Below are 23,796 nucleotides of genomic sequence, written 5' to 3'. Positions count from 1 at the left end.
GGGGGACCGGGAGCGCCGCGCCGTCGCCGTGTCACACCTCGGTGAGCGCCCTGCCCGAGGGTCGTGCGGCCGCGCGCGGTAGCGTCGCGGCACTGTCCGAGGGGCCCGACGGGGGCTCCGTCTCCCGGGAGGTTTCCGTGCCGCAGATCCTGGTCGACCACTCCGCCGGCCTCGCCCTCGACCAGGCGGGCTTCGCCGAGGAGGTCCACCGGCTGATCGCCGAGGTGATCGACACCACCGTGGCGGACTGTAAGACACTGTTCCGCCCGGCCGGGCGCCACGTGGTCGGCGACGGGGCGGACGGGCGCGCGGTGGTGCTGGTGGAGATCAAGATCCTGGCCGGCCGCAGCGCCGCGCAGCGCGCCGAGCTGACGGCCCGGGTGCTCGCCGCGCTTCAGGCCCGCCTCGACGTGCCCGCCGCGATCGGCGTGGAGGTCACCGAACTGGACCGCGAGACCTACCGCTTCGTCCACCACCCCGGCCGGTAGCACCACCCCGGCCGGTAGCACCACCCCGGCCGGTAGCGCCGGCCCGCCGGGGGCGGCGGACCTCGCCGCGTCCGATACCGCGGCACCCCGATCGGTGCCATGCTGAGGCCATGACAGATCGGACCGGAACCACCCCGCCGCCCGAGGAGCCGCAAGCCGGCCGGAGGCGACGGGAGTTGGCCGCCGCCACGGTGGGCTCGGTGGTCGAGTCCTTCGACTGGAACATCTACGCCGTCCTCGCCCCGTACTTCGCGGCGGACCTCTTCGGGCACGGCAAGGGCGGGGTCAGCGGCCTGCTCGGGGCGTACGCGACCTTCGCGGTCGGGTTCGTCGCCCGGCCGGTCGGCTCGTACCTGATCGGGCGGCTCAGCGACACCCGGGGGCGGCGCTTCGCCCTGACCCTCGGCATGTCCGTGATCGCCGCCGCCAGCCTCGGCATCGCCGTGCTGCCGGACCAGCGGACGATCGGCGCCTGGGCGGCGGTCCTGGCCGTCGCCGCACGGGTGGTGCAGGGGCTGGCTTTCGGCGGGGAAGCGCCCAGCGTCGCCGCGTACGTGACCGAGACGGCCCCGCCCCGGCACCGCTTCGCGTTCAGCTCGGTCTCCTACGGCGGGATCATCGTCGGCTCGCTGCTCTCCTACGGGGTGCTCGCGCTGCTGCTGCACACCCTCGGCAAGTCCGGTGTGACCAACGGTGGTTGGCGCTGGGCCTTCGTGGTCGCGGCGCTGCTCGGGCTGGCCGCCGTCTGGGTGCGCCGGGCGGCCCCGGAGAGCGCGGAGTTCCGCCGCGCCCGGGCGGAGTCGACGGGTGCCCGCCCGCCGTTCCTGCGGGTGCTGCGCGAGCACCGCTGGGCGGTGCTCACCGTCTTCCTCAACACCCTGGGCGGGACGGTCGGTTACTACTTCGCCCTGGTCTACCTGCCGCAGTACGCCGCCGCCTACGGGGTGGTCGACCGGGAGGAGGCGACCTCCTTCATGACCGTGGTGCTCGCGGTGGTGCTGGCCACCATGCTGCTCAGCGGCGCCGCCGCCGACCGCTTCGGCCTGCTGCCGGTGGCCCGGGCCGGGTTCGCGCTGCCGGTGCTGCTGGTCCCGGTCCTGCTGATCGGGCTGCGGCAGGGCTGGCTGCCGTTCCAGCTCGTCGCCGTGCTGCTGGGGATGCTGGTGGCGACGGTGCTCGGGACGCTCAACGTCTTCACCGGCCTGCTGTTCCCGACGGAGGTCCGCGCCCTCGGCCTCGGCGTGGTCAACGCGGCCACCATCGCCGCGTTCGGCGGCTCCTTCCCGCTGCTCGCCGAGTGGCTGCACGACCACCACCGGCTCGGCCTGATCCCCGGCTACGTCACCCTCTGCACGCTGGGCCCGGCGCTCGGCCTCGTCACCGCCCTGCGGGTGCCGTCCTTCGTCGCCGCCGTGGGGGCTCCGGCGGTCAAGGCGCGCAGCGGTCGGGTACCGTCCCAAAGCGGCTGACGTTCGATCACCTCCTGTGGTTGAGTGGGACGGGAACGAACGTGCGGAAGGGCAAGACATGGAGAACAGCGGTCCGGACGGCTGGCTGACCGGGGTCCGGTTCGAGGAGGCGCCGCAGGTGGACCTGCGCACCGACCGCGCGCACCCGGCCCGGGTCTACGACTACCTGCTCGGCGGCAAGACCAACTTCCCGGTGGACCGCGAGGTCGGCGACCGCATCCTCGGGGAGTGGCCCGGCTCGCGCGCCGCCACCGTCGAGGCCCGCGCGGTGATGCACCGGATGGTCCGCCGGCTGGTCGAGGTGCACGGCGTCCGCCAGTTCCTGGACGTCGGCACCGGCATCCCCACCACGCCCAACCTGCACGAGGTCGTCCAGGCCGTCGACCCGTCCTGCCGGGTGGTGTACGTCGACAACGACCCGATCGTGCTCGCCCACTCGCGCGCGCTGCTCACCAGCACCCCCGAGGGCCGCACCGCCTACGTCGAGGGCGACCTGCGCGAGCCGGGGAGGTTCCTCGCCGATCCCGCGGTGGCCGCCACCCTGGACCTCGACCGGCCGATCGCGCTGACGCTGATCAACATCGTGCACTTCCTCTCCGACGAGGCCGCGCACCCGCCGGTCCGCACGCTGGTCGACGCCCTGCCCTCCGGCAGCTTCCTCGCGCTGACCGCCGGCACCGCCGACTCGATTCCAGACCTGGTCGCGATCGGCTCCCGCCGCTACTCGGAGGCCGGAATCGAGAACCACCTGCGCCCCCGCGCGGGCGTCGAGCGCTTCTTCGCCGGGCTGGAACTGGACGACCCGGGCGTGGTGCTGATCAACCGCTGGCACCCGGAGCTGGGCGAGGGCCCGGTGCTCGGCGACCACGAGGTGGCGGCCTACGCGGGGCTGGGCCGCAAGCCGTAACGGCCTTGCGGCTTAACTGCCCAACGGCTTAACTGCCCTACGGCTTAACGGCTTAACGGCCTTACGGCGCCATGGTGAGCCCCGCCGCGCCCGCGTCCCGGCTGAGCACCACCGAGCGGATGTGCTCCAGGGCGCGGGCGTAGTCGGCGCGGCCAGGGTTGCGGCGGACGGCCTCGCGCAGGTCGAGCACCCGGTAGGGCGGCCCGAGGTCGGTGATCTGCGGGACGAACTCGGCGCGGCTCACCGTCCAGCGCAGCCCCGGCCGGGCGGGCGGGGTGACGGTGAAACGGGCGAGGGAGCTCCAGTTGCCGCGCGGGTCCTCGGCGCCGTCGTAGGTGAACATGTGCCCGGCGAGCTGGTCGCCGAGGCCGTAGACCGTCCAGGTGTCGCCGATCTTCTCGTAGGCCTGCGGGATGTGGGCGTGGGTGCCGAGGATCAGGTCGATGTCGGGTTGTCCGGGCGCCGGTTCGACGGCCAACTCGCGGGCGAGGGTGAGCTGCTGCTCGTTCGGCGCGTCCTGCCACTCGGTGCCCCAGTGGACGCTGACCACCACGAGGTCCGCGCCGTCCGCCCGGGCGGCGCGCGCGTCGGCGAGGATCCGGTCCCGGTCGATCAGGTTGACCGCCCAGGGCTGGCCCTCGGGCGGCGCGATGTCATTGGTCCCGTAGGTATAGGCGAGGTGGGCGACGGTGGCGCCGCCGGCCCGGAGCAGGGCGGGCCGGCCGGCCTCGTCGGCCGTCCGGGCGGAGCCGGTGTGGGCGAGGCCGACGGCGTCCATGGCGTCGAGGGTGCGTCGGATCCCGGCGGGGCCGTCGTCGAGGGTGTGGTTGGAGGCGGTGTCGCAGGAGGCGTAGCCCGTGTCCTTGAGGGCCCGGGCGACGTGCGGCGGGGACTTGAAGGTCGGGTAGCCGGTGTACGGTCCGCCGTCGGCGCCGTAGACCGTCTCCATGTGGCAGATGGCCAGGTCGGCGCCGCTGGCCAGTGGTTTGATGCCGGCGAGCATGGCGGTGAAGTCGTATCCGCTCCCGCCGGCGTCCTCCTTGGCCTGCTGGATGATCTCGGTGTGCGGCAGGACGTCCCCGGTGGCGACCAGGGTGAACGGTCGCGGCCCGGTTGCGGTGGGCGTCGCCGTGGCGGCGGGCGGCGGGGCGGTGTCCGGGGCGCCGCAGCCCGGGAGGGCGAGGAACAGGGCGAGGGCCGCGGTGGCGGTCCGGCGGTGGGGCAGCAACATCGTCGGCTCGTCTCACGATCGGAAGGTGTGACTGGCCATCCGACTATGCGAGGCCCCGTCGACGGACCGCCGGACCCACGCCCGCAGGTCACCCGGGAGGCGCGTCACCCCCTGTACGCGGATGCCCCGAGTGTGGTGACATAGCCATGTCAACTTCGGGGTCGCGCTCGAAGCGCCAACGCGCTCGGACTGTCACCGCACTCGGAACGTGACCGCGCCGGCCCCGGCTCCGTGGACGATCGAAGGGGAAGCCCATGCTGCTCCGTGTACTGGCCACGACCGGAATCGCCGCAACCCTGTTCGCCTCGCCGGCCCTCGGCGCCGGCGCGCTCCCGACGCCGCCGGATCGGATCGTCATCGACGTCGCGACCGTCAACGGCTCCGGCTGCCCGGCGGGGACGGCCGCCGTGGCCGTCTCCCCGGACAACACCGCCTTCACCGTGACCTACAGCAGCTACCTCGCCCAGGTGGGGGTCGGCTCGAAGCCGACCGACTTCCGGAAGAACTGTCAGCTCAACCTGCGGGTGCACGTCCCCCAGGGCTTCACCTACGCGATCGCCTCCGCCGACTACCGCGGCTTCGCCCACCTGGAGAAGGGTGCGAGCGGCACCCAGCAGGCCAGCTACTACTTCCAGGGCGACCCCGCGACCGCCCAGCTGAGCCACCACTTCAACGGCCCCAAGGACGACAACTGGCAGGCGACCGACACCGTCGACGTCGCCGCCCTGGTCTTCGCCCCCTGCGGTGAGGAGCGCAACTTCAACATCAACACCGAACTGCGGGTCGGCGCCGGCAGCTCGGACCCGAACAGCACCACCAGCTTCATGACCATGGACTCGACGGACGGCAGCATCAACACCGTCTACCACCTCGCCTGGAAGCAGTGCCCCTGATCCCCGGCGCCTGATTCTCGGCGCCTGACCCCCGGGCCCTGCGCCCGACCCCCTGCGCCCGACTCCCTGCGCCCGGCCCCGGCGGAGCCCCCGACCCCCGCCGGGGCCGACGCATGCCCTCCGTCGTACCGGTGGTGACCGTCCGTCATATCGATCGTTTCTGCATGCACATGTCTGTACAGTGCTCCGGGTCGACACCCCCACTCGGCAGGCGGAGCTCCATGACGATCGCACGCAGGTCCATTCTCAAGGGCACATCCGCGGCCGGCGCCGCGCTGGTCGCGGGCGGTGCGGCCGCCCAACCGGCCGCGGCGGCGGACCCGGAGACAGGCCCGGAGACAGGCCCGGAGGCAAGCCCGGAGACAGGCCAGGAGGCGGCGAGGCCCGCCGCGAGCCCGCTGCTCCAGTCCACCCCGCACCGGACCGGGGCGCCCAGCGTGAGCGGGCTGCACCTGCAGTTCGGCACCGACCCGTCCGCCGACATGACGGTCTCCTGGATCACCCCGCAGTCCGTGCGCCGCCCGCAGGTCCGGCTCGGCTCACCGGACGGCGGCCTCGGCCGGGTCGTCGAGGCGCAGACCCGCACCTACCGGGACGCCCTCGGCAAGGAGGAGGTGTACGTCCACCACGCCCGCCTCACCGGCCTGCGCCCCGCCACCACGTACCTCTACACCGCCGGCCACGACGGTGCGAGCCCCGAGCCGGGCTCCTTCACCACCGCCCCGCGCGGCCGCGCGCCCTTCACCTTCACCAGCTTCGGGGACCAGGCCACCCCCAACCTCCGCCGCCAGGTGGTCTTCCCCGACGGCATGCCGTCACCGCTCGGCAAGTACCCGGTGTTCACCAGCAGCCAGGTCGGCACCCCGCACTCCGCCGACATCGTCGCCGCCGTCGAACGCGTCGGCCCGCTGTTCAACCTGGTCAACGGAGACCTCTGCTACGCCTCCTACAGCGGCCGGCACGGCCAGAGCCGTACGCTGACCTGGGCCGACTGGTTCATCAACAACAGCCGCTCGGCCCGGCTGCGCCCCTGGATGCCCTGCGCCGGCAACGGCGAGAACGAGGCCGGCAACGGCCCGATCGGCGCCCTCGGCTACCAGACCTACTTCGAACTGCCCGACTCCGCGGCCGCCGACGACGCGGAGACCCGGGGCATGTGGTACGCCTTCACGGTCGGCTCGGTGCGCTTCATCAGCCTGGCCAACGACGACGTGGCCATCCAGGACAGCGGCGACCACTATCTGCGCGGCTACTCCGGCGGGGCCCAGCAGCGCTGGCTGGAGCGCGAGTTGCGGTCGGCGCGGAGCAGCCGGGCGATCGACTGGATCGTGGTCTGCATGCACCACCCGATGATCTCCAGCTCGCAACACGGCGCCGGCAGCGACCTCGGCATCCGCGAGGCCTGGGGCCCGCTGTTCGACGCCTACGGGGTCGACCTGGTGGTCAGCGGCCACGAGCACTACTACGAGCGCTCCCACCCCGTCCGCGGGACCCTGCCCAACGACACCCGCACCCCGGTGCCGTCCGGCACCGACCTCCACACGGTCGACACCAGCCGCGGCACCGTCCACATGGTGATCGGCGCCGGCGGCAACGCCGCCACCACCCAGGACGACCTGTTCGGGGAGCCCAAGGGCCGGGTGGTCGTCGCCCTGGAGGACGCGCCGCGCCCGCCGGCCCCGTACCGGCAGTCCGTGTGGCTGACCGAGGACGCCCCGTGGGCCGCCGTCCAGGACCGGCAGCACACCCACGGCTTCGCGGCCTTCGACGTCGACCCCGGCGACCGGCGCGGCGGTCTGACCAGGATGCGGGTGACGTACTACACCTTCGACGGCCCGCACGGGGACCTCACCCCGGTCGACACCTTCACCCTGCAGCGGCCCCGCACCGACCGCCACTAGCGACTGTTCGTCAGCGCCGGAACAGGCCGGTCAACGTCCGCCACCAGCCGCGCCGTTGCGCCGGGATCCGGACGGCGGCCGGTGCCTCCGCCTTCTCCACCGCCTCCGCCTCCTCCACCGCTTCCGTCGGCGCGGGTTCGGGTGCGGTGACGGCCGCCGGGTCCGGGGCGTCGACCGGCTTGGAGTCGGGGTGCGGCTCGATCTCGCGCGGGGTGAACTCCACCGGCAGCTCCACCAGGTGCCGGGAGATCCAGGCGGAGGTCCAGGTCAACTCCTCCTCCGGCACGGCGAGCCGAAGGTCCGGCAGGAGGGTCAGCAGGATGTCGATCCCGGCCTCGGCGACGGAGCGCCCGATGTCCTGGCCGGGGCACTCGTGCGGGCCGGCGCCGAAGGAGAGGTGGGAGCGGTTGCCGTACAGCGGGGTGGCCAGGTCGGGCCGGACGACCGGGTCGACGTTGCCGGCCGCGAGTCCGAGCAGCAGCAGGTCACCGGCCCTGATCTGCTGCCCGCCCAGCTCGGTGTCGACGGTCGCCCAGCGGCCGGCCACCAGCGACATCGGCGGGGAGTCCCACAGCACCTGGTCCAGCGCCTCGCCCAGGGTCATCTGACCGCCGGACAGGTGGGCGCGGAACCGGGGGTCGGTGAGCACCATCTTCAGGGTGTCCGCGATCAGGTTGACGGTGGTCTCGTTCGCGGCGAGCAGCACCACCCGCAGGTGCTCCATCACCTCGTCGTCGGTCAGCCCGGCCGGGTGCTCCAGCAGCCAGGTGACCAGGTCGCCGCCCGGGTCCTCGCGCTTGGCGGCCATCGTCCGGCGCAGGCTCGCCACCACGTACTCGTTGCTGGCGATGGCCGTCTCGGTGCCCTTCATCAGGTCCCGGGCGGCGTTCACCAGCTGCGGTCCGTACTCGTCGGGCATGCCGAGCAGCTGGGTCATGACGAGCATCGGCAGGTGCTCGGCGAACTGGGTGACCAGCTCGGCCCGGCCGGTCTGCCCGACCACCTGCACCAGCTCGGTGGTGAACCGCCGGACGTGGCGGCGCACGCCGCGCCGGTCGAAGCGGTTCAGGCCGTCCAGCACGGCGCCGCGCAGCCGCCGGTGCTCCTCGCCGTCCGCGAACACGCACAGCGGCTGCCAGGCGATCACCGGCATCAGCGGGGAGTCCATCGGGACGTCGCCGTCGCGGAACGCCGACCAGAGGCGGGAGTCGCGGGAGAACAGGGACGGCGAGCGCATCGCGGTGATGTTCGCGCCGTGGCCGAGGATCAGCCAGGCCGGGAGGTCCCCGTGCAGCAGGACCGGGGCCACCTCGCCGTGCTCGGCGCGCAGCTTCTCGTACAGGCCCGCCGGGTCGGCCTCGGCCTCCGGCCCGTACAGGCGCCGGACGCCGCCGGGGCCGAACGGTTCGAGGGCGTGCCCGTGGGCCGGGCAGCCGGGCGGCGGGGTGGGGGCGGCATCGTCGGGGAACGGGGTGCTCACGGGCTCTCCGGGGTCGGGTGGGGTCGGCGGGGCGGACGGGGGGTTCGGCCGGGGGGTTCGGTCGGCGGGGCGCGCGGGCGGGCATGGCTGGCCCGGTCAACGGGCGGTCGTCAGCGGGCGGTCGGGGCCGCGAGCTCGTACAGGTACCGCATCAGGGTCATCAGGGTGTCCCGGCTGGACTCGCGGCTGCGTGCGTCGCAGGCCACGATCGGCACCTCGGGCGGCAGGTCGAGGGCGGCCCGCAACTCGTCGACCGGGTGCGCCGGCGCCTCCGGGAAGTCGTTGACGGCCACCACGAAGGGCACGCCGCGGTCCTCCAGCCGCCCGATCACCTCGAAGCTGACCTCCAGCCGGCGGGTGTCCACCAGCACCACCGCGCCCAGGGCGCCCTCGAACAGGCCGTTCCAGAGGAACCAGAACCGCTCCTGCCCGGGGGTGCCGAACACGTACAGCACGAGCTGGTCGCTGATGCTGATCCGGCCGAAGTCCATCGCCACCGTGGTGGAGGTCTTGCGTTCGACCCCGGTGGGGTCGTCCACGCCGACCCCGGCCTGGGTCATGGTCTCCTCGGTGGTCAGCGGGCGGATCTCGCTGACCGAGCCGACCAGCGTCGTCTTGCCGACGCCGAAGCCGCCCACGATCACCACCTTGACCGCCATCGCGACGGAGTCCGGCAGCAGGTCCGAGGCGGCCGGCCCGACCACCGTGTCAGAGCCTTTGAAGTCCATGGATCACCGCCTCCAACAGGGCACGGTCGGGAAGTTCCGCCTTGGGGACGGCGGCGCGGGCCTCGATCCGCCCGTCGTCGAGCAGGTCCGCCAGCAGCACGGTGACGACGCTGGTGGGCAGTTCGAGGTAGGCGGAGACCTCCGCCACCGAGAGCGGCGAGCGGCACAGCCGCAGGATGGCCGCGTGCTCGGGCTGCATGGTGGGCGTCGGCTCCGCGCGGGAGACGATCAGGGTGACCAGGTCGAAGACGCCCGGTCCGGCCGGGCCGCTGCGGCCGCGGGTGATCACGTACAGGCGGGCGGGGTCGGGGCCGTCCCACCCGTCCTGGTCGGCCGTCGTCATGTGCCCGCCTCGCTGTGCTCGTTCATGTGCCCGCTCCGCGGTGCCGGGTCAGACGGTCGCGGTCCCTGTCGCGGTCCCGCCCCCGCTCCCGCTCCCGCTCCCGGTCGCGACCGGGACGGCGCACCGCCCGCCGCTCCGGCCGCTTCACGCGACCACCTCGGGGTTGCGCGGGGGAGTGGCCAGGTGCTCGCCGATCCGGGCGACCAGGTCGCGCATCTGCTGGCCCACCAGTCCGGCGTCGACCCCCTCGTCGGCGAGCACCGCGAGGTACGCGCGGGAGGCGGCCGCCATCAGGTAGAAGAAGCCGCCGTCCACCTCGATCACCACCAGCCGCATCGAGCCGTCGCCGTGCGGGAACTCCTGCCCCACCGCCGCGGCCAGGCTCTGCAGCCCGGCGCAGGCGGCGGCGAGCCGGTCGGCGGTGTCCGGATCGGTGCCGTGCTGGGCGATCCGGAGGCCGTCGCCGGAGAGTACGACGATGTGGCGGATGTACGGCACGCTGTCCGCGAGGTCCTTGAGGATCCAGTCCATGTTGCTGCGGTGCGGAATCACTGCTCGCCCTTCCCTGCCGTCTCTTCACTGGTCTGACCGGCCGAACTCGCGGCCGGCCCATGGCCGTTGATCCCCTCGGTGAACGCCTCCAGCCAGAGGCCGGGCTGTACCGGCTCCTTGGCGTGGCGCCCTCCCGTCCCCGGGGCGGGGCCCGCGGCGGGCCCCGAGGCCGGGTTGCCGTACTGTCCGGCGGTCCGAGCCGAGCCGGGGTAGCCCGCAGGAGGGGTCGGCGGGCGCCGCCGCCGCTGCGGCAGGCCGTTCGCGGTGCGTTCGGTGACCACCACCTCGTCGTCCCCCGGGCCCGGCCCGCTCGGCGCCCACGGACCGGACGCCCCGAAGGACGCCCCGAAGGACGGTCCGGTGGACGGTCCCGCCACGTCGGTCGTCGCCGCCCGCGCCCCCCACGCCCGCGACGGGGCCGCCGACTTGGGCGGGTTCGCCGGGAGCGGCCGGGGGCCGGAGAATGCGCCGATCCCGTGCGCCCGCCCGGTCGGGGGCGCGGTGGTGACCAACTCCTGCGGCACCACCAGGACGACCCGGACGCCGCCGTAGGCGGAGCGGCGCAGCGAGATCTGGAAGCCGTACGCCTGGCACAGCCGGCCGACCACCGCGAAGCCCAGCCGGGGCGACTCGGTGAGGTCGTCGAGGTCCTTGGAGACCTGGGCCTCGCGCAGACTGCGCTCGGCGCGGATCCGGGCCTCGTCGGTCAGGCCGAGGCCGCCGTCCTCGATCTCGATCGCTATGCCGCTCTGCACCTCGGCGGCGCTCAGGTGCACATGGGTGTGCGGCGGCGAGTAGCGGGTGGCGTTGTCGAGCAGTTCGGAGACGGCGTGGATCAGCGGCTCGACGGCCGGTCCGATCACCGACACCTGGGCCACCGGGTGCAGGTCCACCCGCTGGTACTCCAGGATGCGCGACATGCCGCCGCGCAGCACGCTGTAGAGCGCCACCGGCCTGGTCCACTGACGGCCGGGGCGGGCGCCGGACAGGACGGCGATGCTGTCGGCGAGGCGGCCGGTCAGCGCGTTGCCGTGGTCCAGGCGCAGCAGGTCGTCGAAGACCGCCGGGTCGTTGCCGTGCCGGTCCTCCATCTCGCGCAGGTCCTTGGCCTGCCGGTGGATGATGGCCTGCACCCGGCGGGCGATGTTGACGAAGGCCCGCTCGGCGGAGTCGCGCCGGTTCACCTCGTCGTCGACGGCGACGATGATCCCGCGCACCACCGACTCCAGCGCGCCCCGGAACTTCGGCGCGGCCAGCGGATCGCGCACCTGGTACGACCGGGCCAGGCTGTCCATCGACGCGCCGTACCGGACCCGGGCCACCAGCCTCGGCAGCTCCTCCTTCGCCAGCCGCACCGCCTCGGCCTCCTGGCCGGCCAGCCGCCGCTGCAACTCGCCCACCTGCCGGGCGTGCTGCTCCCGCAACGCGGCCAGCGCACGCCCCCGACGGGCCGACTCGGCGGCCACCACGGCCACCAGCACGGTGCCCGTCGCCCCGCACCAGAGCACCTCCGCACGGACCCCGGCGGACACCACCGCCGCGGCGGCCGCCACGGCCGCCGCCATCACGGCGGTGGGCAGCAGCCACCCGAGCAGGGGCGCGGACGGCCGTCTGGCGGGTGATGATCCAGCTCGAAGCATTCTCGGCATCCTCAAACGATCGGAACAGTACGGGGACGGGCGACGGCCGGCGCCGGAGGCATGGTGATGCAGCATAGCCAAGTTCAGGACAATCCTGACGGAAGTTCAAGAATCCAGCTGTACAGCCGACTTGTCCCGCCGAGCCGGACATGCCGGACATCTCGCACACCAGTCTCAGCCCCGGCCGGCCGCCGTCCCGCCACCAGGCTTCTCGCCCCGCCCCGCCCGCACCGCCAACCCGCCCCGGATTCGCTCATGCGAAGGGTTTCTTCGCCAATTCCCCGTTCCGAAAGACGAGTTCGTGCTACGGGACGCCCCTGCGCGATTCCCGACCGGACGGCCCAAGGGAAATTCCGGCGGGAGACCGCATCCGTCTGCGCTCCCGCCGTGGCGGCTCCTAAGGTCATCGCATGAACGATCACGGCCAAACGGCGGACCCCCTGGGCCAGACCCTGTGCCGACTCATGGGTGAAGAGGCCTGGAAGAGCATGCTGGCCGAGGCCTTCGAGCGCCGGCATCCGATCGGCGCCACCCTGCTGCGCCAGGCGGAGCCCGGAACGCACGTGCTCGCCCTGCTGAGCGGGGTGGCGAAGGTGACCCGACGGGAGCGCACCGGAGACGTCAGGCTGCTGGCGTTCCGCGGCCCCGGTGAACTGCTCGGCGAGGTGGCCGTGCTGGACGACGGGGTCCGTTCGGCGAGCGTCCAGGCGATCTCGGACTGCACGGTCGCGGTCCTCACCAAGGCCGCGTTCCTGCGGTTCGTCACGGACCGGGGTCTGTTCCCGGTGATGGTCCGCTACGCCATGGGCAGGCTGCGGGAATCGGACCTCGCCCGCAGCGGCGGCGACATCGTGGCCCGGCTGGCGGCCGCCCTGGCCACCTTGGCCGACGTCTCCGCGGACCCGGCGGGGCCGCCGGGTCGGCGCACGGAACTCGCCCTGACCCGCGACGAACTGGCCCAGCACCTCGGGGTGTCCCGGAACACCGTCACCGCGGGCCTGGCCGAACTCGGCTCCCACCAGGTCCACGCCGGACGGAAGTCGATCGTCATCGGCGACCTGTCCGCGCTCCGGCGGGTGGCCGGCGGGGCGCGTGACTGACGTGGCGCCGGTTCGTCCGGAGGAGCCCGCACGACTGACGCCGCGTCAGTTCGTGTGACGGGCGTCACCAGGTTTCCGCACTGAGCGAGCACACCGCACGGCGCGCGCTCGCGAAGCTTGGGGCACACGGTCCGCACGGGAACCACAAGGAGCACAGATGTCGCAGTCCGACCAGCCGATGCCCGAGGCCAGCGCCCTGCCCTACAGCCGGAGCCGCCAGCTGCCGCCGTACCGGGGCATCGTGGCAGTCGACGCCAAGGACTTCACCGGCTACCCGGCCATCGAGCACGGCATGATCAGCCAGGCCGTCCCGAAGGTCCTCCAGTGGTCCTTCGAGCGCGCCGGGCTCGCCGAGGTCTGGCACGGCCGCCGGTTCCCCGCCTCCACCGGCGACGGCTACGTCTTCGGCTTCGACCCCGCGTGGATGCCGTTCCTGATCCACCCGTGGCTGCACACCCTCCAGGAGGTGCTGACCGAGTTCAACGTGCACTCGGTCGGGACGGTGCGGATCCGGCTGCGGGTCAGCCTCCACATCGGGCCGCTGCCCGACTCCGGCGGCGAGTTCGACGGCAACGGCACGCCCCGCAACGACACCCACCGCCTGCTCGACTCCCGCCCGGTGAAGGCCATGCTGGCCGCCTCCAACGAGAGCATCACCCAGGTCGCCGCCATCCTGTCCGACCGCTGCTACCAGGACGCGGTGGCGGGCGGATTCACCGGCCGCCACCCCGACCACTTCATCGAGGTGCCGGCCACCGTCGAGGGCAAGCAGTTCGACCAGCGGGCCTGGCTGTACGTGCCCGCTCCCTCAGGGAACCTCTACGACCGCCGCATCCTGGGCGACGCCGTGGTCGGGGAGCACGAGCGGGCGCAGGCCGCGGCGGCGGAGCCCTCGGCCGGGCAGGCGGACGGCGGCCGCGCGGGAGGCGGGCCGGTGAGCTACCAGGCCGACCGCGGAAACATCAACAACGGTACGGTGCACGGCAGCCAGCAGGTCACCAACGTGGAGGGCGGCCAGCAGGTCACCAAGGTGGAGGGCGACCAGCGGGTCACCAAGGTGCGCGGCGACTCCTTCGGGGGCGACTACGTGGCGGGCCACAAGGCCGGTACGGTCCACGGCAACCAGGGCGACACCTTCCACGGTGACAAGAAGGAGCGCCGCCGGTGAGCGCCGAGGAGCGGCCGTCCGGCGGCGGCCAGTCCGGCGACCGCCCCGACGGCCCGGCGTCCAACGGCCGGGCGCCCGACCAGGGCGGGACCGAGCCCGGATACCCGGACCCGGACGACGCCGACGACTTCGCCGACCCCGACCGGGAGTTCCTCAGCCGGCTCGGCCGCTGGGCGGCCCCCGGTGGGCCCCATCTGATCTACGCCCCGAACGGCAACATCAACACCGGCGCGGTGCACGGGGACCAGCGCGTCGAGAACGCCGGCGCGACGTCCGCCCCGGGCGGCCCGCACGTGGAGGCGCACGAAGGCCCGATCTCCGCACTGGAGATCCTGGATGCGCGGGCCGGCTTCGCCCAGCCCGAGTGGTTCCCCTCGGCGCTGGGGCAGTTGGACACCGGCCTGCTGTTCCTGGCGGGCGAGCCCGGCACCGGGCGCCGCACCGCGGCCCTCAACCTGCTGTCCCAGCACAGCGGGCACAGCATGAAGCTGCGTGCGCTCGACAGCGACGAGGACCTGTCCACCTGGCGCCCCCGCGACGCGGAGGCCCGCGGGTACCTGGTGCACGGCCTCCTGCCCACCCTCCGGCTCGGCCCGGCGGTGGTCGCCAACCTCCGCCGTCTGCTGGCGGACGCGAAGGCGCGCATGGTGGTCATGCTGCCGCACGACCCGGACCTGCTCCGCAGCCTCGCCCGCGACCTGGACCTCACCCCGGTGCGCTGCGTGCCCCCGCCGCCCGGCGTGGTCTTCGAGGCCCGTCTGAAGGCCGCCGTCCCCGACCCCGACCGGCGTCGGCACCTGCTGGAGCGGCTGCGGCCGGGACTGGACGACCTCCTGGCGTCGGAACTGGTCCCCGCCCAGGTCGCCGAACTGGTCGCCGAGGTGGCCAGGGCCGGTGACGAGGGACCCGACCTCGCCGATCTCCGCAGGCGGCTCAGCTTCCTCGCCGAGAAGGAGGTCCCCGACCTGCTGAAGAAGCTGCACGACGACCCGGACGGACTCGCGTTCCTGCTGGCGACCAGCGTCTTCGAAGGACTCGACCACCGGATCGTCCGGGACGAGGCCGACCGGCTGCTCACGCTGGCCGATGGCCGTCTCGACGCCGTCCTGCCGACGGGCGGTGACGACGGCCAGACCGGTGGGGTGAGCCGGGAGGCTCCCCGCCCGAACCCGCGGTTCGTCTTCCGGCGGTCGCTGGACGAACTCCTGGCGACCGTCCGCGCCGAGTGCGCGCCCGGTGAGATCCGGGCGACCTCCCGCTACACGTACACGGTGGAGCCGGTGCGCTTCACCCGGCACCGCCAGGCCGAGACGGTGCTGCGGCACGTCTGGCGGCAGTACGGCGAATTGTCCAGGTTGCTGACCGATTGGATGGACACGGTCTCCGAAAAGGACCCCGAACTGGCCGTGCCCCTGGGCCGGGTGATGGGACTGGCCGCCGGCTGGGGCGGCGGCCGGCGCGCCCTGCGCGACATCGTCAAGCTGGCCCGGTCCGAGAGTCAACGGAGTCGCCACACCGCAGCGTTTGCGCTCGGCATCGCGGCGCAGGACCCGGTCCTGGCCGGCGAGGTCAAGTACAACCTCAACCGGTGGAGCCGGGAGGGTGGTTGGAGGACGCGTTCCACGGTCGCCTACGCGTGCGGAAAGGACTACGGGACGTCCCGTCCGGAGCTCGCGCTGTCGCTGCTGCGGGGCTGCTACCGGGGGCAGGAGGGGGACGAGAGGGCGGTCGCCACAGCCGTCGACGATGCGCTGTGGGAGCTCTTCGCCTCAGGCAACCAGCCGGTCGTCCTGCGCGAGCTGGTGGACTGGGCGGACCGCCCGGGGCACGGGGCCGAACTCGCGCTCCGGACCTTCCCCCGACTGCTGAGGGACCGCGCCTGGTTCCAGGGCCAGTTGCTCACCGTCGGCGAGTTCACCGACACCGTGATCACCTTCATCCGGCGATCGCTCGACGACGACGGTCTCTTCGACGAGACCTGCACCGCGTTGCTCTCCTGGTGCGCCTCGGCGGTCTGGAACGAACAGCTGCGCGCCGTCGTGGAGACGCTGCTGACCGCGCTCGCCCAGGAGATGAGCCGCGGTGAGCTGCGCCTGTTCGTCGAGATCGACGCCGCCGACAACCCCGACCTGGCCGGACGGCACATCGCCCAGCACGCCCTGGACGCCTGGCGCCGGGGCGAACCGCAGCCGTACCGGCCCGCCCCTGCCGATGGAGGAGCCCGATGACCGCCGACAGCGACCCGCCCGTCTACGCCCGCGCCACCCAGGCGCCGTGGCGGGAGATCCTGCGCCACCGCTGGTCCGGGCGGCGCGACCGTGCGCTCGTCCTGCTGGACCGGGACGGGCTCTACCACCAGGTGGGGCACCGCCGCCGCGCCCGCGCCGATGAGGACCCGGACCTGGAGGGCCCGGTGGCGGTGCGGACGGGCCTGCGCGGACTCGACGAGGCCTACCTGGTCGAGCTCGACGAGCGGTCCGGGACGCGGGCGGTCGGCCTGTCGACCCCGTACGGCACGAAGTCGGTGGACGTCCACGTCCTGTGGTGGGTGCACGACGCCGTGAACGTCGTGCGGGCGCGGACCGTGCGGGGCTGGCTGCCGGTCCGCAAGGACCTCGAACAGCGTCTGCGCCAGCTCAAGGAGCAGTTCGCCACCGCCGGGCACGGGCTGACCGAGGCCGAGCTGATGCACTACCTCGCGACGCCCCACCTCCTGCCGCACTGCGGCCTCGGCTACCGCGTCACGGACGTGTCCGCCCGGGAGCACGACGCCGAACTGCGGCTCGGGGAGCCGGACGGGGCCGACGTGCCCTACAACTGGATGGACAAGAGCGAGGACGAGTACGCGTTCTGCCGGCGGGCCGTTCAGGAGGGCCCGGTGTCGCTCGCGGCGCTCTGGCTGGCCAGACACCCGGACCAGGTCCGGGAGGTCCTGGACTGGGCGGTCGGCCACGCCGAACTGCTCCGGGGTGAGACCACCTGGCAGGACCAACTGGCGATGATGCTCGGCAAGTTGAGCGAGCAGGAGAGGCAGGAGCTGTCCCGGATGCTGCGCGACCGGTTGGTCGCGCTCGGGCGCCGGGTGCCCGGCCCCGGGCCGCAGGGCCCTGGGCCGGAGTTCGTCAAGATCCGCTCGCAGGCCAACGGCTGGGCGGGCGGCGTGGCGAACGGGAGCCCGGTGTGACCGCCGCAGGCATACCCGGCGGCCGGGTGCCGACCGCACCGACCGCCGCCTCTACCACCGTCCCGGACTCCGCCCCGAGCCCGTCGGCGGTGGCGGCGATCGAGCGCCTGGTGGCCGCCAACAGCATGGAGCTCACCCGGGCCGACGCCAAGGCCGCCGTGTTCCTGGCGTTCACCGGCGCGGTCCTCGGGGTGTTCATCCCGCTGGGCGGGGGCGGCGGGAGCGGCGGCGGATCCGGGCCCCGGGCCTGGGCGGTCCCGTTCCTGTGGTGGAGCGCGGTGGCGAGCGCGCTGTTGGCCGTCGCCTGCTTCGTGGCCGCCCTCGCCCCCCGGTACCGGAAGGGCGAGCGGCAGGCCCCGACCAGCCCGGCCTACTTCGGGCACATCGCGCCGGGTGCGGGGGTGGAGCGGCTGCGCCGCGCCTTCGAATGCGGGGGTCGTGATCCGGTGGGGGCGCTGTTGTCCTCGCTGGCCGGGACCAGTGCGATCATCCGGGCGAAGTACCGCTGGATCGAGGCCGGAACCGCCGTGCTGCTCCTCGCACTGCCCCAGTTCGCGCTGACCCTGCGGCCGGTCTGAGTCGCGGTCCCGTCCACGGTCCGCCCCAGGGCTCCTGGGGCGGGCGGCCGTCAGGATTCGACGAGGGTCGCGCGGTAGGCGGTGATCACCAGGTGCACGCGGTCCCGGGCGGCGAGCTTGGCCAGCAGGTGGCCGACGTGCGTTTTGACCGTGCCGGTGCTGACGGACAGCTGCTCGGCGATCTCGGCGTTGGTCAACCCGCGGCCGATCAGTGTCAGCACCTCCAACTCCCGCCCGGTGACGGCGCGCAGGACCCGCTCCCGCTCGTCGCCGCCGGGCGTGGCGGTCGCCGGCTCGGCGGCCGGCCGGGCGGCGAACTCGCGGATCAGCCGGCGGGTGACGCTCGGGGCCAGCAGCGCCTCCCCGGCGGCGACCACCCGGATCGCGGCCAGCAGTTCCTCGGGCGGGGTCGACTTCAGCAGGAAGCCGGACGCCCCCGCGCGCAGCGCGCCGTAGATGTACTCGTCGAGGTCGAAGGTGGTGAGGATCAGGATCCGCACGGCGCTCTCGGCGGTGATCTGCCGGGTGGCCGCCAGGCCGTCCGTGCCCGGCATCCGGATGTCCATCAGCACCACGTCCGGCTGCCCGGCGCGGGCCAGCCGGACGGCCTGCGCCCCGTCGGCGGCCTCGCCCACCACCTCGAAGCCGTCGGCGGCGGCCACGATCCCGGCCAGGCCCGCCCGTACCAGGGTCTGGTCGTCGGCCACCACGACCCGGATCGGTGGGCCGGCGGGTGCCCCGTTCGCGGCGTCTCCCGTCACGACGTTTCCTGCCCGCCCGCGTCGGCCAGCGGCAGCACGGCGCGCACCCGGAACCCGCCGCCCGGCAGCGGCCCGGCCTCCAACCGGCCCTCGTACAGCCCGACCCGCTCGGCCATTCCCGCCAATCCGTGCCCGCCGACCCCGACCGGCCCGCCGCGACCGGCGTCGCTCACCTCCAGCACCAGCGCCTCCTCCTCGAACTCCACGGCGACCCGCGCCTCGGCCGCGTGCGCGTGCTTCACCACGTTGGTCAGCGCCTCCTGGACGATCCGGAACGCGGACAGCTCGACCCCGTCGGACAGCTCCCGGACCACGCCGCCCACCCGCAGCTCCACCCGCACCCCGGCCTCGGCGCTGCTCGCCACCAGCCGGTCCAGATCGGCCAGCCGGGGTGCGGGCGCGAGCCCGGCCCCGTCGGCGCCGCGCAGGACGGTCAGCAGGCCGCGCATCTCGACCATCGCGTCCCGGCTCACCGCCTGGATCGCGGCCAGCGCCTGCTCGGCCTGCGCCGGATCCCGCCCGATCACGAAACGGCCGTACCCGGCCTGGACGTTGACCACGCTCATGCTGTGCGCGATCACGTCGTGCAGCTCCCGGGCCAGCCGGATCCGCTCCTCGGCCAGCTCCGCCGTGGCCAGGTCGACCTGGTGCCGGCGCAACTCGGCGCCGTACGCCCGGTAGCGGGCCACCGCGCAGCCGAGCGCCCACGCGGTGACGACCTCCAGCGCGGACAGCACGAGGTTGTTCCACAGCTCGCGCGACCCGAATCGGCTCAGCCCGGCCCCGACCAGACCGAACGCCAGGACGGTGAGGCCCAGCCGCATCGGCCCGGCGGCCGCGACCAGGTAGACGACCATCGCCGCCGCGACCACCACCAGGAACCCGGCCAGGTTGGCGATCGTCAGCTGCCCGGCCACCGTGACCACCACCGCCCAGGCGGCGAACACCACCCCGGCCGCGGCCACCGGCGCGAGCCGGCGCAGCCCGGCGGCCGCGCCCACCGCCACCACGCACACCAGCACCGTCACCAGCTCCGCCGACGTCGGCTTCGGGTAGCCGCGGTGGTGCGGGTCGAACACCCGGTAGGCGTCCAGCACCCGGAACCAGGTGAGCACGGTCAGGGCCAGCGAGACCGTCAGGTCGACCGCGACCCAGTGGCCCGGGCGCAGCCTCCTGGTCACCGGCGGATGCGGAGCACGGGGCATTTCCCCAGGCTAGCGGCGGCCCCCGCGCGCGGCATCGCCCTGTGGGCCTACGACCACGGGCAGAGGCCGGCCCCGCCGAACACCGTGATCTCCCCCCACGGCGGGACGCCCCGTACCGGGCCCGGGCGGGAGCGTGGAGCCCGCGTCGGCCCCCTCGGCCGACCGGGAAACCCGGAAAGGCACCACGATGATCGAGGTACGCGACCTCACCAAGCGCTACGGCGGCGCCGTCGCCGTGGACGGGCTGACCTTCACGGTCCGGCCGGGACAGGTCACCGGCTTCCTCGGGCCGAACGGCTCGGGCAAGTCCACCACGCTGCGGATGATCCTCGGCCTGGACGCCCCGACCAGCGGGCGGGCGACCGTCAACGGCCGGCCGTACGCGGCCCTGCGCCACCCGCTGAGGGAAGTCGGGGCGCTGCTCGACGCCGGCGCCGTCCACCCCGCCCGCTCCGCCTACCACCACCTGCTCGGCATCGCCGTCACCAACGGCATCGGGCCGTCCCGGGTCCGCGAGGTGCTGGCTCGCACCGGCCTGGAGCAGGTGGCCCGCCGCAAGGCCGGGCGGTTCTCCCTCGGCATGAAGCAGCGCCTCGGCATCGCCGCCGCCCTGCTCGGTGACCCGCCCGTCCTGTTGCTCGACGAACCGGTCAACGGGCTCGACCCGGAGGGCGTGCACTGGATCCGCACCCTGCTGCGCGACCTGGCCGCCGAGGGCCGGACCGTCCTGCTCTCCTCGCACCTGATGAGCGAGACGGCCGTCACCGCCGACCACCTGGTGATCATCGGGCGCGGCCGGCTCGTCGCGGACCGCCCCACCGCCGACTTCCTCGCGGAGAACGCGCGCACCGACGTCCTGGTCCGCTGCGCCCGGCCGGCCGAACTGGCCCGGCTGCTGCGCGCCGCCGGGGCCGCCCCGGTCACCGAGGAGCCCGGCGGGGCACTGGCCGTCGGCGGCCTGGAACCGGCGGCGATCGGCGAGCTGGCCGCCGCGCACAGCCTCGGCGTCCACGAACTCACCCTCCGGCAGGCCTCGTTGGAGCAGGCGTTCCTGGACGCCACCGGCGAGACCGTCGACTACCGCGCCACCACCGGTACGTCCGGAAGGCGGACCGCATGACGGTCACCACCACTACGTCCGGAAAGAGGACCACATGACCGCCCCCACCACCCGAGGCGCACTGGCCGGCGAGTGGGTCAAGCTGCGCAGCGTCCGCGCGACCCCGCTCACCGCCGTCGTCGCGCTCGCCGCCGCCCTGTTCATCGGCCTGATCGACTACGGCAGCGCCGCCGACAACTGGGACGTCTGGACGGCCGTCCAGCGCGAGCGCTTCGACCCCGTCCGCTACGGCTTCTCCGGCGGCTTCTACGTCGCTGTCCTGGCGATCGGCACGCTGGGGACCCTGGCCGCCTCCAGCGAGTACACCACCGGCCAGATCCGCAGCACCCTGGCCGCCGTGCCCCGGCGGGGCCAGGTGCTCGCGGCCAAGGCGCTGGTGGTCGGCGGGGTGTCGGCGCTGCTCGGGCAGCTGCTGGCGTTCCTGACCTTCCTGCTCGGCCAACGGGCCCTGGCCGGGAAGCACCTGGCGGTGTCGCTCGGCGACCCGGGCGTGGCGCGCGCCGTCGTCGGCTGCGGCGTGTTCTTGTCCGTCTTCGCCCTGCTCGGCCTGGCGCTCGGCTTCCTGGTGCGCCACACCGCGGGCGCCGTCGCCGTGCTGTTCGGCCTGTTCTTCCTCTCGCCGATGCTGCTGGCGCCGCTCGGTGACGGCGCCACCCGGTTCGGCCTGCAGAGCGTCTTCGAGGGCCTGGGCAGCACCGTCGCCTCCGCGGGCGGCACCGACCGGCTCGGCGCGGCCGGCTGCCTGGCCACCCTCGTCGGCTACCTCGCCGTCGCCCTCACCCTGGCCGCCCTCAGCCTGACCCGCCGGGACGCCTGACCCGCCGGGAGGCCTGAGCACTACGGGACGCCTGAGTACTGTCGGTGGCGGCTGCGATGATCCGCCCATGGACCTCGCCCACGCCCTCGACGGACTCGACGCCCACCCCTGGGCGTCCGTGTCGCACGCCTACGGACCCGCCGAAGACCTGCCCGGGCTGCTGCGCGCGCTCGCCGCAGGGGGCGAGCAGGCCGACGAGGCGCTCGCCGAGCTCTACTCGTGCATCCTCCACCAGGGTTCGGTGTACACCGCCAGCGCGGACGCCGTCCCCTATCTGGCCCGGATCGCGGCGGCCGGCTGCGGGACGGTCGAAGTCCTGGGCCTGCTCGGCGGGTTGGCCGAGAGCGAGGGCGAGTGGGACGGGGAGCGGGGCGGTGGCGGGGAGGGCCCGCCCGCTCCCGTCCGGGCTGCCGTCGTCGGCCAACTCCCGCTGCTGCTGCCGCTGCTGGCGGACGGCAGCGCCGGCGTCCGGCAGGCTGCCGCCTGGGCCGTCGGCCAGACCAGGGCCGTCGAGCCCGCCCTGCCCGCGCTGCGCCGCCGCTGGGCGAGCGAGACCGACCCCGTTGTCCGCGGCGAACTGCTCACCGCCCTCGGCCGGTTGGACCGGTCCGGGGCCGCCGCCGAGGCCGGGCCGCTGCTGGGCGAGGACACGCCGGCGCCGCTGCGCCTGGCCGCGGTCCTCGCCGGGCTGGACGCGGGCGAGCCGTGGACGGGCGCCCACCACGCCGCCGTCCTCGCCCTGCTGCCCGCCGACCCGGTCGCCGCCGACCGGTACGACCTGGACCGCCGGGAGCCGTTGCGCGCGATCACCGAGGAGCTGCTGCTGCGCGAGACGCCCGCCGACCGCGACGCCGCCTACGCCCTGCTCGACCGGGCCCTGCGCGACGAGCGCCCCGAGGTGCGGGCCGAGGCCGTCTGGGCGGCCGACCACGCCTGCCAGCTGTCGCGCAGCGCGCCCCGGCGGCTGCTCCCGGCGCTCGCCCAGCTCGTCGCCGACCCCGACGTGGTGCACCTGCTCGGCAACCTGGGCCCGGCCGCCGCCGAGGCCGCCCCGGGGCTGGCCGCCCGGGCCGCGCAGGCCGAGGACGGGCCCGCCGACGAGGCCCTGGCCGCGCTCGTTCTGGTCGCACCCCGGACGGCGGCCCCGCTGCTCGCCCGTGCCCTGGGCCGGCGCCCGCGCGCGCTGGAGGCCGCGGCCGGCCAGCGGGCCCCCGACGATGCGCCGTTCCCCTTCGATCCCGCGCTGCTCGCCGCCGTCCGCGCCCGGCTGACGGCCGGGCAGCTCGGCGGCAACGAGCACCACCAGCTGTTCCGCCTGGTGCGCCAGTGGGGCCGCGCGGCCGCTCCGGCCCTGCCCGAGCTGTGCGCGGTGCTGCCGCACCGCCCGGAGGCGGCGGCCGCCGTCGCGGCCGTCGCGGTGGACGGCCCGGCGGCGGAGCGTGACCGCGCCGCCGCCGCGCTGCGGGAGGTGCCCGGTTCCGTCGCGGCGGCCCGGGCGCTGTACGACCTCACCGGTGATCCCGAGGCGCTGCTCGGGGTACTCGCCGATCGGCTCGTGGCCGGCCCGTACGCGGTCGCCGAGGCCGCCCGGGCCGCCGCCGACCTGGGCCCCGGGGCCCTCTCGCTGGCCCCCGCCCTGCGCGCCGCGCTCAGCGCCGGAGGCGCGCCCGACACCTCTCCGGTGCTGGAGGCCGACCTGGCGGTGGCCGACGCGCTGTGGCGGATCACCGGGGACGCGGCCGAGGTCGTCCCGATCCTGGACGGCGTCCTGCGGCGCGCCGATGACGGGGCGTGGTTCGACCGGACGGCCGTCCGCGCGGCCCGCGTCGCCGCCCTCCTGGGGCCGGCCGCCCGCCCGCTCACCGCCAGGCTCGACGGGCTGCTCGCCGACCGGGTGAAGGCCCCGGCCGCCGTGCTGGCCCTCCTCGCGGTGGCCGACGGCGCCGCTCTCGACCGAGGGCGCTTGGCCGAGGCCGCCCTGCGCGCGGCCGAGACCGAGTCGGACCTCCGGGGCGCGGGCGAGGCCCTGGCGGCCCTGGGCACCACAGCCCTGGACGACGGTCAGCGCCGCCGCCTCGCCGACCTCGCCGGGCGGGACCGCCGGATCGTCGGGGGCTGTTTCGCGGGCGCCGGCATCCGCGACGACGAGGCCCTGCGCGCCCTGCTGGCCGCCGTGGCCGGAGGCTGAACGGCGAACGCGGTGCCGGCCTCCCCGCCAGGGGTGAGGCCGG

21 protein-coding genes are annotated in these 23,796 nt (G+C 74.5%); 13 read left to right on the top strand and 8 right to left on the bottom strand.

All coding sequences use genetic code 11. The annotated features are described in order from the left end of the window. The first annotated feature begins 137 nt into the window (after nt 1-137). The 3 genes from A6F73_RS00700 (at nt 138) to A6F73_RS00690 (ending at nt 2,864) form a co-directional block, all read left to right on the top strand. Nucleotides 138-488, top strand: a complete 351-nt coding sequence (locus A6F73_RS00700) for a hypothetical protein (protein ID WP_063345936.1) — start codon at nt 138-140, stop codon at nt 486-488. Between the two features lie 110 nt (nt 489-598). Then, nucleotides 599-1,957: an MFS transporter gene (locus A6F73_RS00695; protein WP_079135317.1), complete on the top strand. Its 1,359-nt coding sequence runs from the start codon at nt 599-601 to the stop codon at nt 1,955-1,957. Between the two features lie 58 nt (nt 1,958-2,015). Continuing rightward, complete coding sequence (locus A6F73_RS00690; protein WP_063345934.1) at nt 2,016-2,864, top strand: SAM-dependent methyltransferase; 849 nt, start codon at nt 2,016-2,018, stop codon at nt 2,862-2,864. Nucleotides 2,865-2,925: 61 nt separating this feature from the next. Here the strand turns inward: A6F73_RS00690 and A6F73_RS00685 are convergent, their stop codons facing one another. Continuing rightward, the gene (locus A6F73_RS00685; protein ID WP_063345933.1) at nt 2,926-4,095 is read right to left on the bottom strand and encodes a CapA family protein; all 1,170 of its coding nucleotides are present in this window, start codon (nt 4,093-4,095) and stop codon (nt 2,926-2,928) included. Nucleotides 4,096-4,349: 254 nt separating this feature from the next. On the opposite strand from A6F73_RS00685, the gene A6F73_RS00680 reads away from it, so the two are divergent. Both A6F73_RS00680 and A6F73_RS00675 read left to right on the top strand, forming a co-directional pair. Then, the gene (locus tag A6F73_RS00680; protein ID WP_063345932.1) at nt 4,350-4,988 is read left to right on the top strand and encodes a DUF4360 domain-containing protein; all 639 of its coding nucleotides are present in this window, start codon (nt 4,350-4,352) and stop codon (nt 4,986-4,988) included. Between the two features lie 221 nt (nt 4,989-5,209). Then, on the top strand, nt 5,210-6,889 hold the full coding sequence (locus A6F73_RS00675; protein ID WP_063345931.1) for a metallophosphoesterase family protein: 1,680 nt from the start codon (nt 5,210-5,212) through the stop codon (nt 6,887-6,889). 10 nt (nt 6,890-6,899) lie between these two features. Here the strand turns inward: A6F73_RS00675 and A6F73_RS00670 are convergent, their stop codons facing one another. The 5 genes from A6F73_RS00670 to A6F73_RS00650 form a co-directional block, all read right to left on the bottom strand. Further along, nucleotides 6,900-8,369, bottom strand: coding sequence for a cytochrome P450 (locus A6F73_RS00670; RefSeq protein WP_063345930.1), 1,470 nt, complete (start codon nt 8,367-8,369; stop codon nt 6,900-6,902). A 110-nt stretch (nt 8,370-8,479) separates the two neighbouring features. Further along, on the bottom strand, nt 8,480-9,097 hold the full coding sequence (locus tag A6F73_RS00665; RefSeq protein WP_063345929.1) for an ATP/GTP-binding protein: 618 nt from the start codon (nt 9,095-9,097) through the stop codon (nt 8,480-8,482). Next, nucleotides 9,078-9,440, bottom strand: coding sequence for a DUF742 domain-containing protein (locus A6F73_RS00660; protein ID WP_063345928.1), 363 nt, complete (start codon nt 9,438-9,440; stop codon nt 9,078-9,080). The genes A6F73_RS00665 and A6F73_RS00660 overlap by 20 nt, the downstream gene beginning before the upstream one ends. Before the next feature lie 144 nt (nt 9,441-9,584). Next, nucleotides 9,585-9,971, bottom strand: coding sequence for a roadblock/LC7 domain-containing protein (locus A6F73_RS00655; RefSeq protein WP_208869028.1), 387 nt, complete (start codon nt 9,969-9,971; stop codon nt 9,585-9,587). A 17-nt stretch (nt 9,972-9,988) separates the two neighbouring features. Next, nucleotides 9,989-11,632, bottom strand: coding sequence for an ATP-binding protein (locus A6F73_RS00650; RefSeq protein ID WP_063345926.1), 1,644 nt, complete (start codon nt 11,630-11,632; stop codon nt 9,989-9,991). Nucleotides 11,633-12,042: 410 nt separating this feature from the next. On the opposite strand from A6F73_RS00650, the gene A6F73_RS00645 reads away from it, so the two are divergent. The 5 genes from A6F73_RS00645 (at nt 12,043) to A6F73_RS00625 (ending at nt 17,662) form a co-directional block, all read left to right on the top strand. Continuing rightward, entirely contained in the window at nt 12,043-12,732 is a 690-nt protein-coding gene (locus A6F73_RS00645; protein ID WP_244293242.1) for a cyclic nucleotide-binding domain-containing protein, read from the top strand. 157 nt (nt 12,733-12,889) lie between these two features. After that, the gene (locus A6F73_RS00640; protein WP_063345925.1) at nt 12,890-13,900 is read left to right on the top strand and encodes a hypothetical protein; all 1,011 of its coding nucleotides are present in this window, start codon (nt 12,890-12,892) and stop codon (nt 13,898-13,900) included. Beyond that, nucleotides 13,897-16,128, top strand: coding sequence for a hypothetical protein (locus A6F73_RS00635; protein WP_244293241.1), 2,232 nt, complete (start codon nt 13,897-13,899; stop codon nt 16,126-16,128). The genes A6F73_RS00640 and A6F73_RS00635 overlap by 4 nt, the downstream gene beginning before the upstream one ends. Beyond that, complete coding sequence (locus tag A6F73_RS00630) at nt 16,125-17,084, top strand: hypothetical protein (protein ID WP_079135316.1); 960 nt, start codon at nt 16,125-16,127, stop codon at nt 17,082-17,084. The genes A6F73_RS00635 and A6F73_RS00630 overlap by 4 nt, the downstream gene beginning before the upstream one ends. Further along, a complete protein-coding gene (locus A6F73_RS00625; RefSeq protein ID WP_063345924.1) occupies nt 17,081-17,662 on the top strand; it encodes a Pycsar system effector family protein in 582 nt (193 codons plus the stop codon). Before A6F73_RS00630 ends, A6F73_RS00625 begins: the two co-directional genes overlap by 4 nt. 50 nt (nt 17,663-17,712) lie before the next feature. On the opposite strand, the gene A6F73_RS00620 is transcribed toward A6F73_RS00625, so the two are convergent. Together A6F73_RS00620 and A6F73_RS42440 are read right to left on the bottom strand one after the other, a co-directional pair. Further along, nucleotides 17,713-18,423, bottom strand: coding sequence for a response regulator transcription factor (locus A6F73_RS00620; RefSeq protein ID WP_079135315.1), 711 nt, complete (start codon nt 18,421-18,423; stop codon nt 17,713-17,715). Then, on the bottom strand, nt 18,420-19,604 hold the full coding sequence (locus tag A6F73_RS42440; protein WP_079135314.1) for a histidine kinase: 1,185 nt from the start codon (nt 19,602-19,604) through the stop codon (nt 18,420-18,422). The genes A6F73_RS00620 and A6F73_RS42440 overlap by 4 nt, the downstream gene beginning before the upstream one ends. Before the next feature lie 211 nt (nt 19,605-19,815). Between A6F73_RS42440 and A6F73_RS00610 the strand changes: the two genes are divergently transcribed. From A6F73_RS00610 to A6F73_RS00600, 3 genes are all read left to right on the top strand, one after another. After that, the gene (locus A6F73_RS00610; RefSeq protein ID WP_063345922.1) at nt 19,816-20,748 is read left to right on the top strand and encodes an ATP-binding cassette domain-containing protein; all 933 of its coding nucleotides are present in this window, start codon (nt 19,816-19,818) and stop codon (nt 20,746-20,748) included. A 34-nt stretch (nt 20,749-20,782) separates the two neighbouring features. Then, a complete protein-coding gene (locus A6F73_RS00605) occupies nt 20,783-21,565 on the top strand; it encodes an ABC transporter permease (RefSeq protein ID WP_063345921.1) in 783 nt (260 codons plus the stop codon). A 67-nt stretch (nt 21,566-21,632) separates the two neighbouring features. Next, nucleotides 21,633-23,753 (top strand): HEAT repeat domain-containing protein, encoded by a 2,121-nt coding sequence (locus tag A6F73_RS00600; RefSeq protein ID WP_063345920.1) that lies wholly within the window; start codon nt 21,633-21,635, stop codon nt 23,751-23,753. The last annotated feature ends 43 nt before the right edge of the window (nt 23,754-23,796 follow it).

The organism is Streptomyces sp. MJM8645 (assembly GCF_001625365.1).
In the GTDB taxonomy this organism is placed as follows: Bacteria; Actinomycetota; Actinomycetes; order Streptomycetales; family Streptomycetaceae; genus Kitasatospora.
This window is presented reverse-complemented; position numbering and strand designations above follow the sequence as displayed.